Consider the following 15,100-nt stretch of genomic DNA (forward strand, 5'->3'; position numbering starts at 1 on the left):
ACTCTACGGGCGGGGTCTGACACTGGTGCCTCGACGACCCTGCACGAGCGTCGTCGAGGCAGGTTCTCCCAGGTCAGGGCACTGTCCGCGACACCAGGTACACCATCGGATGGTCCGGGTTGGACCGGTTCACGACGATGTCGTGGGTGGGTGAGGGGTCCTTCTGGACGTTGACGAGGCCGTACCAGGGGCCGGGGCCGGAGAAGTCCCAGCCGACGATCCGCTGGTCGCGGGTGGTGATCGCGCTCTCGTCGTCCTCCAGGTCACCCGTGCCGGCGCCGATCTGGTTGAGGAAGCTCTCCAGTCCCTCGTTGCTCGTGTAGAACTGCACGTAGAGACGGCTGGTCTTCCAGTTGTTCGTCTCGTAGTAGGCGACGTGCTTGGAGTACGGCGGGATCGGCACCTGGTAGAGGCGCTGCTGGAGCCGGGAGGGCCAGTGGGCGGTGAGGCCGGTCGCCGAGTACTTCTTCTCCTTGTCCTTGCCGCTGTCACGGCTCTGATTGGCGGAGATCACCAGATAGCCGGCCGGTACGCCGATGAGCAGCACGATGATCGCCAGGGTGATCGCCCGGCGGCGGATCATGTGGCGGCGGTCCTCGGCGGGCCGCTCCGGCTCCTCCGGTGAGGAGCCCTGGTGCGGCACGGTCGCGGTCACGCGGAGTCCTGGGTGGTACGGCGGGCCTCCACGTACCGCGCGTAGCGCTCGTAGCGCTCCACCCGTCGCCGGTTGGCCCGGCGGAAGCGGCGGGCGACGAGTCTGGCGAGGTCGGCGGCGCCCACCATGCCGGCTTCGGGCCCGAGCTGGGCGCGCGCGATCCGGGCCTCGGGGCGGTAGCCGCGGCCGGTGAGATGACGGCGGAAGGCGTCCCGGGCCGGGCCGATCAACAGGTCGTCGGCGGCGGAGACACCGCCGCCGATGACGAAGCAGGACGGGTCGAGCGCGGCGGCCAGGTTGGCGATGCCGACGCCGAGCCACTGGCCGATGTCCTGGAGCAGTTCGACGCACATCGCGTCGCCCTCGCGGGCCAGCTCCGTGATCATCGGCCCGGTGATGTCCCCGATGTTCCCCTTGACGTGCTCGATGATCCCGTACGCCACCGGGGAGTCGGCCGCGGCGAGTTCGCGGGCCTCCCTGACCAGGGCGTTCCCGGAGCTGTACTGCTCCCAGCAGCCGCGGTTGCCGCAGGGGCAGCGGTGGCCGCCCGGCACGACCTGCATGTGGCCGAACTCGCCCGCGACGCCGAACTTGCCGCGCTTGACCTGGCCGTCCTCCAGGATGGCGCCGCCGATGCCGGTGCCGAGCGTGATCATGACCAGATGGTCCTCGTCGCGGCCGGCGCCGAAGCGCCATTCGGCCCAGGCGGCGGCGTTGGCGTCGTTGTCGACGAGGACGGGCACCGCGAGCCGGCCGGCGAGACGGTCGCGCAGCGGTTCGTTGCGCCAGGACAGGTGGGGGGCGAACAGCACCCGGTTGCGGTCCGCGTCGACCCAGCCGGCGGCGCCGATGCCGACGGCGTGCACGTCGTGCCGGTCGGAGAGGTCCAGGACCAGTTCCGTGATGGTGTCCTCGACGACCTGGGGGCTCTTGGACTTGTCCGGGGTCTCCGTGCGGAGCTTCTCCAGGATGTTGCCGTCGGCGTCCACGACGCCCGCCATCACCTTCGTGCCGCCGATGTCGATGCCGACGGTGGGGACGCGGGGGGCCGTCAGGTGGGAGCGGCGCTCGCGCGTTCCCACGGTCCGCAGGACGGTGGCCCGCGCGGAGCCGCGGTGGGTGAAGTCGCGGTAAGTGCTCATCGGGCCGATTCTGCCTTAGCGCTCCGCTTGCTGCGCCGTGGGGGCAGGGGGTGCCGCCTCTTTGTTTTTCGGGTGCGGATGAGTGGGGCTGGTCGCGCAGTTCCCCGTGCCCTGGAAGAGCAAGGGGCGCAGCCATTGCTCTTCCAGGGCACGGCGCGGAGACCTCCTACCCCCGCACCAGCAGCTGGAAGTCGAACGAGTAGCGCGAGGCCCGGTAGACGTGGGTGCCGTACTCGACGGCGCGGCCCGTGTCGTCGAAGGTGGTGCGCTGCATGGTCAGGAGGGGAGCGCCCTCGGGCTCGGTCAGTCGGCCGGCCTCCTCCGCCGTGGCCGATCTCGCGCCGATGGTCTGGCGGGCGCTGTGGAGGGTGATGCCGGCGGCGCGCATGAGGCGGTAGAGGCCGGTGGATTCGAGTTGGGGGGAGTCGAGGTCCAGGAGGTCGATGGGGAGGTAGTTGCAGAGGGAGGCCATCGGTTCGCCGTGGGCCAGACGGAGTCGCTCGATGCGGTGGACTTCGCTGCCCTCGGCGACGGCCAGGGCGGCGGCGACCTCGGCGGAGGCGGCGACGGTGGTGTTGACCAGGACGCGGGTGGCGGGGCGCTGGCCGGCGGCCTCCAGGTCGTCGTAGAGGCTGCTGAGCTCCAGGGGGCGTTTGACCTGGCTGTGGACGACCTGGGTACCCACGCCCCGGCGGCGGACGAGCAGGCCCTTGTCGACCAGGGACTGGATGGCCTGGCGGACGGTGGGGCGGGACAGGCCGAGGCGGGCCGCCAGCTCGATCTCGTTGCCCAGCAGGCTGCCCGGGGTCAGCTCACCGTGCTCGATCGCGGCCTCCAGCTGCTGGGACAACTGGAAGTAGAGCGGGACCGGGCTGCTGCGGTCGACGCTGAGCTTGAGCGACACGGTCGGATCCACTTCTGGTTTCGGCACGGGCCGAGCGTAGCTCCGGTGCTTGTTGACGGAAAGTCGCGTAGTTCGGTTGTCCGGACAAACCATTGACAGGGTGGCGGTTGCGACCTCACTTTGTTTCCCATGCGCATCGGACTCATCGGGGCGGGTCGCATCGGGACGTTCCACGCGACCACGCTTAGCCGCCACCGTGATGTCGGCTCTCTGATCATCACGGACGTCGACCCGGCTCGGGCCCATGACCTCGCGGATCGCCTCGGCGAGACGGTGGCGCCGGGCGTGGACGAGATCTTCACCTGGGGTGTGGACGCCGTGGTGATAACGGCCGCCACCTCGGCCCACGGCGAACTGATCGGTCGGGCAGCACGCTCAGGGCTCCCGGTGTTCTGCGAGAAGCCCGTCGCCGTGGACCTGGCCGGCACCTTAAGCGCGCTGACCGAGGTCGACGCGGCCGGGACCGTGCTGCAGATGGGCTTTCAGCGGCGCTTCGACTCCGGCTACGTCACCGCGCGGGAGGCCGTGCGCGCGGGCCGGCTCGGGCGGCTGCACACCGTACGGGCGCTGACGGCCGACCAGACGCCGCCGCCCGCCGCGTATCTGCCGATCTCCGGGGGCATCTACCGGGACACCCTGATCCACGACTTCGACATCGTCCGGTGGGTGACGGGACGTGAGGTCGCCACCGTGTACGCCGCCGGGTCGGACGCCGGGCACCCGATGTTCCGCGAGGCGCACGACCTCGACACGGCGGCGGCCCTGCTCACACTGGAGGACGGGACGCTCGTCACGGCCACGGCGGCGCGGGTGAACGGGGCCGGGTACGACGTCCGTCTGGAGCTGGCCGGGGAGCTGGACACCGTGGTGGTCGGACTGGACGACCGTACGCCGGTCGCGTCCACGGAGCCGACCGGACCGCCGCCCGCCGACAAGCCGTGGACCGGGTTCCTGGAACGCTTCGCCGCCGCGTACGAGGCCGAGATCGCCGCCTTCGTCGAGGTCGTGCGCGGGGAGCGGGCCAACCCCTGCGACGGCCGCGAGGCCCTGCAGGCCCTCCGGGTGGCCGAGGCGTGCGAGCTGTCGCGCGCGGAGCACCGGCCGGTGAACCTCGGGGAGATCGTGGGCGGACGCGACTGAGCGGGTAGGACGAGCAGCCGTACGCCCGGGGTGAGGTGTCCGTGGCCAGGGTGCGGTCGCAGTGCGGGCAGTGGCGGTCGTGCGGCCGGGGCTGGTTGATCCGCACACTGTGCCTGCCCACTGCCCGCTCTCCTGGCAGGAGTACCCGAGGTGCGGTCGTACCCGGGAGTGGCCGGTCGGCGACTCGGACCGGCGGCCGGCGCGGCCGTCCTGGAACGTGTGCGTCGACTGATCGGGCGGGGAGGGCCTTGCCACGGGAGCGGCGCGGGTGGAGATCAGACCCGGAGATCCGATCATGTGCGGCACACAGCAGGCCCTCTGCCACCGACGACCGGCTGAGATCTTGGCTTCAACCCGTCCACATCGGTACGTACACCCGGCATTCGCGGAGAGTCCCGATACCGGTGATCTACAATTAACTGTCCATGGAAGATAATTCTTTGGAAGATGGGTTATGGCTGACGCTGACCTGAAGCTGCTGTACCGGGAGCTGGTCTCACTGGAGATCGAGTTGTGGGACGGCATCGAGGGGCGGTTGCGGGCGGAGTACGACGTGGCGCTGACCTCGTTTGAGGTGCTGCACCTGCTGTTGAGGCGGCCTGGGCGGCGGATCCAGGACATCGCGGAGGAGTTCTCGATCACGGTGGGCGGCACGAGCAAGGTCGTCGACCGGCTGGAGGCGGCGGGTCTGTGTGGTCGGAAGGCCAATCCGAAGGACCGCCGTTCCTCGATCGTCGAGCTCACCCCTGAGGGGCGGAAGCTGGTGGACGGGGCGCTGAAGGTCTTCGAGGAGGAGCTGGAACTGCGGATCGGGTCGGTGATTCCCGAGGAGGCGGTACGCGAGGTGACCACGGTCCTCAGCACTCTGCGGGCGGCCGGACGTGCTCTGGACGCGGAGCGGAAGGCCGCGGGTCAGACGCCGGTTCCGGCGATGCGGGCGCCGAAGCAGCCCGGCCGGTCGGCCTCGTGAGCCAGGGCGTCTCGGGCACGCCGATGGGCGGCTGGTGCGGGGCAGATGACAATGCTCATCTGCCCCGCGCCAGCCGCCCGTTGCCGTTCAGTCGGCGATGCCGTTGAAAGCGATGACTTTGTCGATGTGGGCACGGACGAGGAGGTTGCCGGGGCCGCCATTGCGGGCGGCGTACTCCTGGGTGCGGTCTTTGCCCATGTAGCGGGCGCCGAGGAGGCCGCCCCAGTGCAGCATCTCGTCGGGGTGCGCGGAGGTCTCGGCGTGTCCTTGGAGGATGACGAACGCGTATGGCGGATGGTCGTCGTCGATGCAGAGGGCGAAGCGCCCGTCGCGGGCGAGGTTGCGGCCCTTGACGCCGTCCTTCTCGGTGGTGAGCACGATGTCGTCGCCGTCGAGAAGGAACCAGACCGGTGAGACGTGCGGGCTGCCGTCGGCCCGGACGGTCGACAGCTTGCCGGTGACCATGACCGTCACCAGGCCGCTGGGCCAGGCGTACGTCAGGCGGTGACGCCGGACTCGGGATCCGGCACCGCCATCGCCCACGTCCCCATGGCCTCCAGGACGTCGCGCAGCCCCTCACCGAGAGGGGTCAGCGCGTACTCGACCCGCGGCGGGATCTCCGCGTAAGTCGTGCGGGTGACGATGCCGTGCCGCTCGAACTGGCGCAGCCGACTGGTCAGGGTGTGCGGGCTGATACCCGGCAGGGCCTCGCGCAACTGGTTGAACCGGTGGGGGCCGTGCAGCAGTTCGCGCACGATCAGGGTGGCCCACGGCCCGTTGAGCAGCGTGAGGAACCGGGCGACACCGCACTCGGGCAGACAGGGATCAGTCACAGTTTTGACCGTACCCCATTAGTGCAGTTGATGTAACTGGTGCATCGCATGCACTAATGGCGCCATGACCTACGTGATTCATGGCGCCACCGGCGCCCAAGGTGCCCCCGTCGTCGCCGCTCTCGCCGCCACTGGCAAATCCGTGACCGCTCTGACCCGCAACCCCGACGCCGTCGTGCCCGGCGCGCAGCATGTCGCGGCCGCCGGCTACGCCTCCGCCGCCGACCTGGCCGACGCCTACCGAGGTGCCGAGGGGGTCTTCATCCACCTGCCGGTGGCCTCGGAGGAGGACCGCCAGACCTACGCGCACAACATCCTCACCGTCGTTCGCGAGGCCCGGCCGGACCGCGTCGTGTTCTCCACCAGCGGCTTCCCCATCGATCCCGCCATCGGCGGTGCCGCCGCGACCCTGGCCGCCGGCCTGTCCGACAGCGGCGTGTCCCACGCGGTCATCGCGCCCGAGCTCTACCTCGAGAACCTGCTTATGCCGCACGTCATCGGCTCCGTCCGCGAACGCGGCGTACTGCCCTACCCGATCCGGGCCGACTTCCCCGTCTCCTGGGCCTCCCACCTGGACATAGCCGACGCCGTCGTCGCCCTGCTCGAGCGCACGGACGTCACCGGCGTGGTCTCCGTCGGCCAGTACCCGGCCATCACCGGACCGGACCTGGCCGAGGCGTTCGGCGCCCGACTCGGACGGGAGGTGGTCTTCGACCAGATCACCGCCGAGGAGTTCCGCACCTCAATGACGCCCCTGATCGGGGCGAGCGCCGCCGCTGACATCGCAGGCGCCTACCAGGCGATGAGCGCCATGGCCGGCCGCTCGATCGCGCCGGAGACCTCTGCCCACAAGCTGCTGGGAGTTGCCCCCCGGACCACAAGCCAGTGGCTGGCCGACATCGGCCTCTGACCACAACCGCTGTCAGCTCCTGCCGAGTTCGCCAAGGCTTGGCAGGCCGCCGTATGCGACGGGCGGTCTGCCAAGCCTTCAAGTACTGCCCACCGCCCGGGCCAGGACCGCTCGACTTAAGCACGCTGAACTTGGACTTAAGCACGCTGAACTTGACAGGGAAGGCGATACCGGCCGGGGCGGGGTGGCGCCCGAGGCCGCTTCTGGTGCCGGAGCAGGAGGCCTTCTCGGTGCCCAGTTAGAAGAGGGTCGTGCGACCGGTCCGCTCGCAGACGAAACAGTCCAGGCCGAGTTCCAGGGTGGAGCGCCAGTGCCGCTGTGGGCGGTCTGGGTGCCCTGGGCCAGGGTCGGCTCCGCGGTGATCTCCGTGGTTCACAGCACCGGTTGCTCGCCTCCTCGGCTTCGGAGTGGGTGGGCGGAGGGCGGGGTGCACGTGCCTCTCACCAGCGCAGCGGCAGGCTTCGCACTCCCCGCATCAGCATGCCCGGCAGCCAGTCGCCCGGTGGGCCGTCGAGGGCGAGGTCGGGGCAGCGTTCCAGGAAGGTGCGCAGGGCCACTCCGGCCTCCAGTCGGGCGAGGGGGGCGCCGAGGCAGTAGTGGATGCCGTGGCCGAAGGCGAGGTGGCCCCGGGTCTCGCGGTGGATGTCGAAGCGGTCGGCGGCGGGAAAGCGGGTGCCGTCGCGGTCGGCTGCGGCCAGGCCGATCATCACCGAGTCGCCCGCCGGGATGGCCGTACCCCCTATCTCCAGGGGCTCGGCGGCGAAGCGGAACGTCGCGTTCTCCACCGGGCCCTCGTGGCGCAGGGTCTCCTCCACGACCGCGTCGACGAGGCTCGGGTCGGCGCGGACCTCGGCCAGTTGCCCGGGGTGGGTGAGGAGCGCGTGGACGGCGCCGGTGATGAGGTTGACCGTGGTCTCGTGGCCGGCGATCAGCAGGATGAAGGCCATGCCGCGCAGTTCGGCGGGTGACAGGCGGTCGCCGTCCTCGTTCGTCGTCCGGATGAGCGCGCTCAGCAGGTCGTCGGCGGGCGGGGAGCAGCGTTTGTCCTCGATCAAGTCGCGCAGGTAGGAGGCGAGTTCGACGAAGGTGTCGTACGCGCTCTCGGCTCTGGCAGGGGCCACCGCCTCCGTCGACAGCTCGCGGAAGGCCGCACGGTCGATCTCGGGCACGCCCAGCAGCTCGCAGATGACGCCGAGCGGCAGGGGGTACGCGAACGACTCCACCAGGTCGGCGCGGCCGAGCGGCAGCATCGTGTCGAGCAGTGCGTCGGTCATCTCCTGGACCCGCGGCCGCAGTCGCTCGACCCGGCGCGCGGTGAACTCCCGGGCTATGAGCCCGCGCAGCCGTGTGTGCTGGGGCGGGTCGGCGGCCAGCAGGTACTTCCCGATCAGCTCCTCGTCGAGGAAGGTCACGCCGATCTTCGCGCCGTCCTTCGCCAGCCGGGGGTCGGCGAGGGCTGCCCGCGCCTCCTCGTACCCCACGACGAGCCATACCTCGTCGTGCACCTCGGGCCTCGGCAGCCGCACCCGGTGCACCGGGCCGAGCTCGCGCAGCTCGGCGTAGACCGGGTGCGGATCCTCGGTGAACCGCGGCCCGTACGCCCCGAGATCGATCACATGCCGCTCGTACCCCATGAGTTCCCCCCTCGCCCCTACAACGCCGCACGCCCCCCACGAGTGCCCGCACCGAGCGTCGCTCCGGCCCTGCCCGGCCCGCGGCCCGGCGCTACCGCCCGTCCTCTTCCAACAGCCCGGCATCGTAGGTCAACAGGGCGATCTGTACGCGGTTGTTGAGGTCGAGCTTGGCGAGGATGCGGGAGACATGGGTTTTGACGGTGGCGACGCTCATGAAGAGTTCGCCGGCGATCTCGGCATTGGAGGCGCCGCGGCCGACAGCGACGGCGACCTCGCGTTCGCGGTCGTTGAGGGCGGCGACGCGGGCACGGGCCTGGGTGTGGCGGGTGTCGGGTGCGCTGCCTGCGGCGTGCGCCATGAGCTGGCGGGTGACGGCGGGCGAGAGCACCGGATCGCCGGCCGCGACCCGTCGTACCGCTTCGACGATCTCGGCGGGCGGGGTGTCCTTGAGGACGAATCCGGCGGCGCCCGCACGCAGTGCGCGCAGAACCTGGTCGTCGGCGTGGAAGGTGGTGAGGACGACGACCTGGGGCGCGTCCGGGCGGCAGCGGAGCCGCTCGGTGGCCGCGAGGCCGTCGACGGTCGGCATCCGGATGTCCATGAGGACGACGTCGGGGCGCATGCGGTCGACCAGGGCGTCCACCTCGTCGCCGTCGGCGCCCTCCCCCACGATCTCTATGTCGTCGGCGCCGCCCAGCATCAGGGACAGTCCGGCGCGTACGAGGGGGTCGTCGTCGACGACGAGCAGTCGGATCGCTGTCATCGGCCCACCGTTCGGATGTCGGTCATGGGGCTACCGTAGTGACGCTTCGTCCGGGACCGCCGCGTTGTCATGTGCCGACCGGTTAGTGTCGGCCGGTACGGCAGTCAACTGACGGAGGTTTTGGGTGCGTTACCGACTCCTGGGCCGGACCGGGCTCCGCGTCTCCGAGTTGTTCCTCGGCGCGATGACGTTCGGGGAGCAGGATGGGGTGGGGGCGCCCCGGGAGGAGTGCGCGCGGATCCTCGACGTGTACGCGGAGGCCGGCGGCAATGTGATCGACACGGCGGTCAACTACCGGGGCGGGGAGAGCGAGCGGATCGTCGGCGAGCTGCTCAAGGGGCAGCGCGACCGGTTCGTGCTGTCCACCAAGTACACCGTCTCGCGCGACGGCACCGACCCCAACGCCGCGGGCAACCACCGCAAGAACCTGGCGCTGTCCCTGGAGACGAGCCTGCGGCGCCTCGGGACCGACTACGTCGACCTCTACTGGGTGCACATCTGGGACCGGAACACCCCGCTCGAGGAGACGATGCGCGCCCTCGACGACGCCGTACGGTCCGGGAAGGTGCTGTACGTCGGCATCTCGGACGCCCCGGCCTGGGTGGTCTCGCGTGCCAATACCCTCGCCGAATGGCGGGGGTGGTCTCCGCTGTCGGCCCTCCAGGTGCCGTACAGCCTGCTCAACCGGGACATCGAGCGTGAGCTGCTGCCGATGGCGGAGGCGTTCGGCATGTCGGTCGCGGCCTGGAGCCCGCTGCAGAACGGCATCCTCTCCGGCAAGTACACCCGCCCGGGCGGCGTGGCCCCCGGCACCGTGACCCGACTGACCGCCGAGGCGATCGGCGCGCGGGAGCGGGTGGTGGCGGAGGCCGTGCAGACCGCCGCGGACGAACTCGATGCCACCCCGGCCCAGATCGCCATCGCGTGGACCATGGCCCACTCCCCCGCCGTGCACCCCATCCTGGGGGCCCGCCGCGTCGAGCAGCTCATGGACAACCTCGGCGCCGCCCGCCTCGTCCTCCCCCAGGAGGTGCTGGCCCGACTGGAGGAGGCCACCGACTTCCGCCTCGGCTTCCCCGGTGACTTCATCGACGAGGCGTCGGCGTGGGTGTACGGGTCGGCGGGGCAGCGGGTGGTGCCGCGTCCGGCCTGATCAGCGGTGCGGGAGCCCACCGGGCGTCATCAGCGGTGCGGGAGCCCACCGGGCGGCGCTCCTCAGCCGCGCAGCCGTATCCCGTACCGGGTACGCAGTCGGTGGATCTCCCACCAGGCGACGGCCGTCACCGAGGCCGGGCCGCCGATGAGGGCGGCGAGCTGCACCGGGGGCGGGCCCGGCGGCAGCCCGCCGACGGCAAGGTTGATGGCGGAGAACTCCCACACCAGGGCGCCGGTGAGCAGCGCCGGGAGCGCCGGGTGCACATCGACGGTGTTGAAGGCGCTGCGTACGGCGGGTCCGGAGGCGAAGGCGATGAAGAGCAGCACCCAGATCAGCGGCACGAGGAGGACGAGCGGTCCCCACTGGCTCACGTTTCTCGCCGTGTGGTGGTCGGCGTAGTAGATCGCCCCGATGAGAAGCGGGACCAGCGTGAAGGCGCCGACGTACCACAGGGCCGACTTCCCGGCGGTCTTCAGGTGCGGGCGCATGGCTTGTCGCGCGGTCGGCGACGACCAGCGGAAGAGGGCCGCGACGACCACGGGCGCGCTGAGCAGCAGCAGCCAGGGGGTGATGACCAGCCGCATGCCGAACTGCTGCTGTGCCTGGTCCACGTCCTCGGGCTTGCCGTACGCCGCCAGGATCAGCAGCGACATCACCGTGGCCGTCCAGGCCCGCCTCCGCTGGGTGCGGGCCACGTCGTCGTCCACGAGCCGGTGGCGTGCTCGGGAGGGGAAGATCCGCCGGGCCGGGCGGCGGGCCGAGCGGGCCAGCGGGTAGCCCACCAGCAGACCGACCACCACCGGCCAGGCGCACATGACACCCAGCGCCCACAGGCAGCCGTGCAGCCGGAGCCCGCTCAGGAACTCCCGCAGCGGCGGCCATTCGTCCTCCCGCAGCCGCCGCAGCATGCCGGGCGGCGGCTGCGGGACATACGGATGGACATACGGATGAGGGGGGTACGGGTAGGGGGCGTGCGGGCCCGGGGGCGGTGCCGGGGGGTACGGTCCGCCTTGCGGCGGCCAGGGCGGCTGGTACGGATTCTGTCCCCCGAAACTCACTCTGCTGTCCCTCCAAGTGGCCTTTGGCGAGCGATGGTTCGCACGCGTCGCACAAGTCAATCGGCCATCATGGAGGACGAGGAGACCTGGTGCACATCGATGCGGGAGTTCACTGAGCGACGGGCGGGTTCAGTCCCAGGGCAGCCGGGCCCGGACGCCGAATCCGCCGTCCCGCTCCGGGCCGTGGTCCAGGCGGCCCCCGGCCAGCGTGGCGCGCTCGGTGAGGCCGATGAGGCCCTGGCCGGAGCCGGGGACGTGCGGGACCTCCCCCAGGGGCGCCGGATTGCGTACGGAGACGGTGAGTCCGTCGCCCGGGGCGCCCGTGACGACGACGGTGACCTCCGCGCCGGGGGCGTGCTTGCGCGCGTTGGTCAGGCACTCCTGGACGATGCGGTAGGCGGTGCGGCCCACGGAGGCGGGAACGCCGGCGCGGTCCATGACGCGGCTGTCGAGGACGACCTTCATACCGGCCTCGCGGGCCTCCGAGACGAGGGCGTCGAGCGCGGCGAGGGTCGGCTGGGGGCGGCCCGTGTCGTCGGGCTCGCCCGCGCGGAGCACGCCGATGATCTCCCGCAGGTCCTGTAGGGCCTCGTGGGCGCTCTCCCGGATGACACCCGCCGCACGGGCGATCTCCGCCGGCGGTGCGCCGGGCCGGAACTCCAGCGCGCCCGCGTGCACGCTCAGCAGCGTCAGCCGGTGCGCCAGGACGTCGTGCATCTCGCGTGCGATGGCCTCACGGGCGAGCCGCTGCGCCTGCTCCACCCGCAGCTCCGCCTCCGTCGCGGCCCGCCGGGCGCGGTCCCGGAAGCTCAGCACCAACTGCCGCTTGGAGCGCACGAACATGCCCCAGCCGACGGGCGCGGCGATGAGGATCACGGAGACGAAGACCGCCCAGGGGTAGGTGATGTCGGGGTCGGGGCGCAGCCAGTAGAACAGCGGGCTCAGTACGAGCATGGCGCCGGCCACCCAGGCCACGTGACGGAAGGGCCGGTGCACGGCGAGGGTGAAGAAGGCGACCAGACCGGCGCCGCCCGCGGTGATCGACAGGAAGCAGACCGGGACCATCGCCACGGCGAGGCCGACGGGCCAACGCCGGCGCAGCCAGACGGCGGCGCAGGCGAGCGCGCCGATCACCTGGTCGAGGACGGCGTAGGCCTGGGGCAGGTCGGGCTCCCTGTTGACCGTGTCCACGCCCAGGAGGCCGATGACCACGGCCAGCAGGAAGCAGGTGAAGTCGACGACCCAGTCACGCGCGGTGCGTACGGGTGCCCGCCCGGGCCGTCCGTTCTCCGGGTCGTGGGCGGGGTCGAGCAGGGCCGACGGGAACAGCCACGTCCGCCCCGGGAAGGCCGGCGGTTCGGGTACCGGCTGGTCACCACTCACGGTCGACGAATCTACGCAGAGATGGCCTCCGCCACCCCGCCTCGCGAGAAATCGCGACCAAAGTCGTGGCCTCACCGACTTTCGGCGGCCCGCCGCACCGCGGAGCGGTACTTCCGTCGGACGGGCCTCGCCCCGCGGCCGATGAATGTGGGGGGACCTGGGGGCGAGGATCTGGGACATGAAGCAGGTTCTGGAGTTTTTCGGGTTCATCGCCCTGCTGCAGGGCTCCGGCGGTCTGGTGTACGAACTGACCGGCAAGCTGCGGTGGGGGGTGACGCAGCAGTGGAGCACCCTGGACGGCTACGAGATCTATGTGAGCATCGCGCTGATCGTCCTGGCGGTCGCCCTGTTCGCGGCGGCCGAGAGCCGCGGGTCCGGGTGACCGTGGAGATGCGGGGCCGCCTGTCCCGTGGGGGAGTGTCCCGTGGGGGAGGACAGGCGGCCTGGACGGGCACCCTCGGACCACGACCGACGACCTGCTCGGCGGTCGTGGTCCACCAGGCCGAAGGACACCTGGAGGTGGGCGGGGCCGGCCCGTCGCAGGTCAGGTGTTCTCCGGGAGGGCGTAGCTGCCGTACTCGGGGCGCCCGGCGCGTTCGTAGGTCTGGATCGAGACGCCGGTGCTGGTGATGCTGCCCCCGGCGTGGCGGAACGCGGTCGGGAGGGCGCCCTCGGCGAAGAGGCGGCGGCCGGTGCCGAGGACGACCGGGAACGTCAGCAGGTGGAGGGTGTCGACCAGGTCGAGGGCGAGCAGCGACTGGGCGAGGTCGGCGCTGCCGTGGACCTGCACCTCGCCGTCGGTGCGCTCCTTGAGGGCGGTGACCTCCTTGGCGAGGTCGCCGGAGAGCACGGACGTGCCGTTCCATCCGGGGTCGGTGAGGGTGGTCGAAACGACGTACTTGGGCAGGGAGTTGAGCTTTCCCGCGACCGGGTCGGCCGGATCGGTGACCTTCGGCCAGTAGGCGGCGAAGATCTCGTAGGTCCGGCGGCCCAGCAGGAACGCCCCGACGCGGCCGAAGACACCGTCGATGAACCGTCCGAAGTCCTCGTCCCCGTACGGGACGCTCCAGCCGCCGTGCTCGAAGCCGTCGCGGCGGTCCTCCTCGGGACCGCCGGGGGCCTGGTGGACGCCGTCGAGGGTGACGAAGGACGTGAGGGAGAGCTTGCCCATGGCGGTGCCTGCTTTCGTGCTCCGTGGTGGGGGCCGTGGTCACGTGGCGGGTGCCGCCGTCACGCGGTGGGGCCTGTTGTCATCAGGACAGACCCCGCAGGCGCCCGCAACTCATCGGTGGCCCGGGAGAGACTTTCGTCCGCTCCGGCGAGGACTCGACGTCCCTCCGCTCCTGTGGGGTTCGATGTCCGTTCGCCGCCGGCGGTCGGCCGCTAGCCGCCCAGTTCCTGGTGGCGGACCGCGAGGCGGGTCCTGCCCTCGTCCGTCAGGGAGCCGAAGAGGCGGAGGCGGGAGATGCCGCCGTCGGGGTAGATGTCAATGCGGGCGTGGGTGCCGATCGCGGGGGTCGGGAGGATGAAGCGGTGGTTGGTGTCGGGCTGGAGGCGGGTGCGGGGGAGGATCTCGGTCCACTCGCCGTCGTCGCCGTCGCGTACGGAGACGGTGGCCCAGCCGGCCGCGTTGCCCTTGAGGTAGGCCGTGTCTATCTCAAGGGCGCGGATCTCGGACTGGGCGGCGAGACGGTAGCGGATCCAGTCGTTGCCCTGGTCGCGTCGGCGGCGGGTCTCCCAGCACTCGTGCATCACCCGGGCACGGCCGGGCTGGATGGTGTTGGTGGCGGGTGAGTAGAACAGGTTGGAGGCGTCCTCGGCTCGGCCGCCGTTCTCCAGGGCGACCACGTCGAAGGTGCCGAGGACGGCGAGCCACTCGGGGTCGGGAACGACCTCGCCGTGGACGCGCAGACGCGCGATGCCGCCGTCGGGGTGCTGGTTGACGCGGAGGTGGGTGAAGCGCTGCTCGACCGAGACGGCGAAGCCGTTCGCCGCGTGGCCGCCGACGGGGGTTGGGGGGACGAGGGTCGTCCACTTCACGTCGTCGGCGAGCAGTTCCTCCGGCGACGGGGTACCGGCCACGCAGGTGGCCTCGACCGACACCGCCTGCGGGTAGTTACCGCGGAAGTGGGCCGTGTCGACGACGATCCCGCGTATCACGCCGGGCGCGCCGAGACGGATCAGGGCCCAGTCGTGGTCGTCGGCCGTCGGCCAGGGGTGGTCGGCGGACGCGCCCCGGCGCCGACGGGTCTCCCAGCCGTCCATGATCTTGCCCTTGTGCCCGAAGTGCTCGGGGTCGAACTCGGCGCGCCCGGGAAGCAGCAGGTTCTCCCGCTGGGCGAAGAACTCGTCGTTGGCGGCGATGACACCGGCACCGAGGCGGCGGTCGGCGAGGTCGGCGAGGTGGGTGAAGGGGAAGTCGGCGGTGCGGTAGTCCGCGTACGGGTCGCCGCCGCCGTAGGGGTTCGCGTCGCCGGTGAAGCTCGCCGACGGGGAGTGGTGCTGCGCCGTCACGATGATCAGGTCTGCCTTTCGGTTGTCCGCCGACCGCG

The 15,100-nt window shown here is 71.2% G+C and carries 16 protein-coding genes; 5 read left to right on the forward strand and 11 right to left on the reverse strand.

The genetic code is table 11. The annotated features are described in order from the left end of the window. Positions 1-73: 73 nt before the first annotated feature. From ACFY9I_RS02430 to ACFY9I_RS02440, 3 genes are all read right to left on the reverse strand, one after another. Entirely contained in the window at positions 74-655 is a 582-nt protein-coding gene (locus ACFY9I_RS02430; protein ID WP_390995419.1) for a sugar kinase, read from the reverse strand. Beyond that, positions 652-1,797: an ROK family glucokinase gene (locus ACFY9I_RS02435; protein WP_390995421.1), complete on the reverse strand. Its 1,146-nt coding sequence runs from the start codon at positions 1,795-1,797 to the stop codon at positions 652-654. The genes ACFY9I_RS02430 and ACFY9I_RS02435 overlap by 4 nt, the downstream gene beginning before the upstream one ends. Positions 1,798-1,963: 166 nt before the next feature. Further along, positions 1,964-2,701: a UTRA domain-containing protein gene (locus ACFY9I_RS02440; RefSeq protein WP_390995753.1), complete on the reverse strand. Its 738-nt coding sequence runs from the start codon at positions 2,699-2,701 to the stop codon at positions 1,964-1,966. Between the two features lie 129 nt (positions 2,702-2,830). Here ACFY9I_RS02440 and ACFY9I_RS02445 point away from each other — a divergent pair, with 129 nt between their 5' ends. Both ACFY9I_RS02445 and ACFY9I_RS02450 read left to right on the forward strand, forming a co-directional pair. Continuing rightward, positions 2,831-3,841, forward strand: coding sequence for a Gfo/Idh/MocA family oxidoreductase (locus ACFY9I_RS02445; protein ID WP_390995424.1), 1,011 nt, complete (start codon positions 2,831-2,833; stop codon positions 3,839-3,841). 454 nt (positions 3,842-4,295) lie between these two features. Continuing rightward, complete coding sequence (locus ACFY9I_RS02450) at positions 4,296-4,811, forward strand: MarR family transcriptional regulator (protein WP_390995426.1); 516 nt, start codon at positions 4,296-4,298, stop codon at positions 4,809-4,811. An 87-nt stretch (positions 4,812-4,898) separates the two neighbouring features. Here the strand turns inward: ACFY9I_RS02450 and ACFY9I_RS02455 are convergent, their stop codons facing one another. Together ACFY9I_RS02455 and ACFY9I_RS02460 are read right to left on the reverse strand one after the other, a co-directional pair. Continuing rightward, positions 4,899-5,276, reverse strand: coding sequence for a TIGR03618 family F420-dependent PPOX class oxidoreductase (locus tag ACFY9I_RS02455; RefSeq protein WP_390995428.1), 378 nt, complete (start codon positions 5,274-5,276; stop codon positions 4,899-4,901). 32 nt (positions 5,277-5,308) lie between these two features. Next, positions 5,309-5,644 (reverse strand): winged helix-turn-helix transcriptional regulator, encoded by a 336-nt coding sequence (locus ACFY9I_RS02460; RefSeq protein ID WP_390995430.1) that lies wholly within the window; start codon positions 5,642-5,644, stop codon positions 5,309-5,311. Positions 5,645-5,708: 64 nt separating this feature from the next. On the opposite strand from ACFY9I_RS02460, the gene ACFY9I_RS02465 reads away from it, so the two are divergent. Continuing rightward, positions 5,709-6,554 (forward strand): NmrA family NAD(P)-binding protein, encoded by an 846-nt coding sequence (locus ACFY9I_RS02465; RefSeq protein ID WP_390995433.1) that lies wholly within the window; start codon positions 5,709-5,711, stop codon positions 6,552-6,554. Between the two features lie 440 nt (positions 6,555-6,994). On the opposite strand, the gene ACFY9I_RS02470 is transcribed toward ACFY9I_RS02465, so the two are convergent. After that, positions 6,995-8,188, reverse strand: coding sequence for a cytochrome P450 (locus ACFY9I_RS02470; protein WP_390995435.1), 1,194 nt, complete (start codon positions 8,186-8,188; stop codon positions 6,995-6,997). Positions 8,189-8,279: 91 nt separating this feature from the next. Further along, positions 8,280-8,951 carry a response regulator gene (locus ACFY9I_RS02475; RefSeq protein ID WP_390995438.1) on the reverse strand — a complete coding sequence of 224 codons (672 nt, stop codon included), beginning with the start codon at positions 8,949-8,951 and terminating at the stop codon, positions 8,280-8,282. Between the two features lie 124 nt (positions 8,952-9,075). Between ACFY9I_RS02475 and ACFY9I_RS02480 the strand changes: the two genes are divergently transcribed. Then, positions 9,076-10,104 carry an aldo/keto reductase gene (locus ACFY9I_RS02480; protein WP_390995441.1) on the forward strand — a complete coding sequence of 343 codons (1,029 nt, stop codon included), beginning with the start codon at positions 9,076-9,078 and terminating at the stop codon, positions 10,102-10,104. Between the two features lie 62 nt (positions 10,105-10,166). On the opposite strand, the gene ACFY9I_RS02485 is transcribed toward ACFY9I_RS02480, so the two are convergent. Beyond that, a complete protein-coding gene (locus ACFY9I_RS02485) occupies positions 10,167-11,015 on the reverse strand; it encodes a hypothetical protein (RefSeq protein WP_390995443.1) in 849 nt (282 codons plus the stop codon). Positions 11,016-11,294: 279 nt separating this feature from the next. After that, a complete protein-coding gene (locus ACFY9I_RS02490; protein ID WP_390995446.1) occupies positions 11,295-12,548 on the reverse strand; it encodes a histidine kinase in 1,254 nt (417 codons plus the stop codon). A gap of 178 nt (positions 12,549-12,726) precedes the next feature. Here ACFY9I_RS02490 and ACFY9I_RS02495 point away from each other — a divergent pair, with 178 nt between their 5' ends. Further along, positions 12,727-12,930, forward strand: coding sequence for a hypothetical protein (locus ACFY9I_RS02495; RefSeq protein WP_390995449.1), 204 nt, complete (start codon positions 12,727-12,729; stop codon positions 12,928-12,930). 162 nt (positions 12,931-13,092) lie between these two features. Here ACFY9I_RS02495 and ACFY9I_RS02500 read toward each other — a convergent pair whose 3' ends face one another. Both ACFY9I_RS02500 and alc read right to left on the reverse strand, forming a co-directional pair. Then, positions 13,093-13,719: a dihydrofolate reductase family protein gene (locus tag ACFY9I_RS02500; RefSeq protein ID WP_390995451.1), complete on the reverse strand. Its 627-nt coding sequence runs from the start codon at positions 13,717-13,719 to the stop codon at positions 13,093-13,095. Between the two features lie 212 nt (positions 13,720-13,931). Next, positions 13,932-15,062, reverse strand: coding sequence for an allantoicase (gene alc / locus ACFY9I_RS02505; RefSeq protein WP_390995452.1), 1,131 nt, complete (start codon positions 15,060-15,062; stop codon positions 13,932-13,934). Positions 15,063-15,100: the final 38 nt, after the last annotated feature.

This window comes from Streptomyces sp. NPDC012510 (assembly GCF_042955065.1).
Classification (GTDB): domain Bacteria; phylum Actinomycetota; class Actinomycetes; order Streptomycetales; family Streptomycetaceae; genus Streptomyces.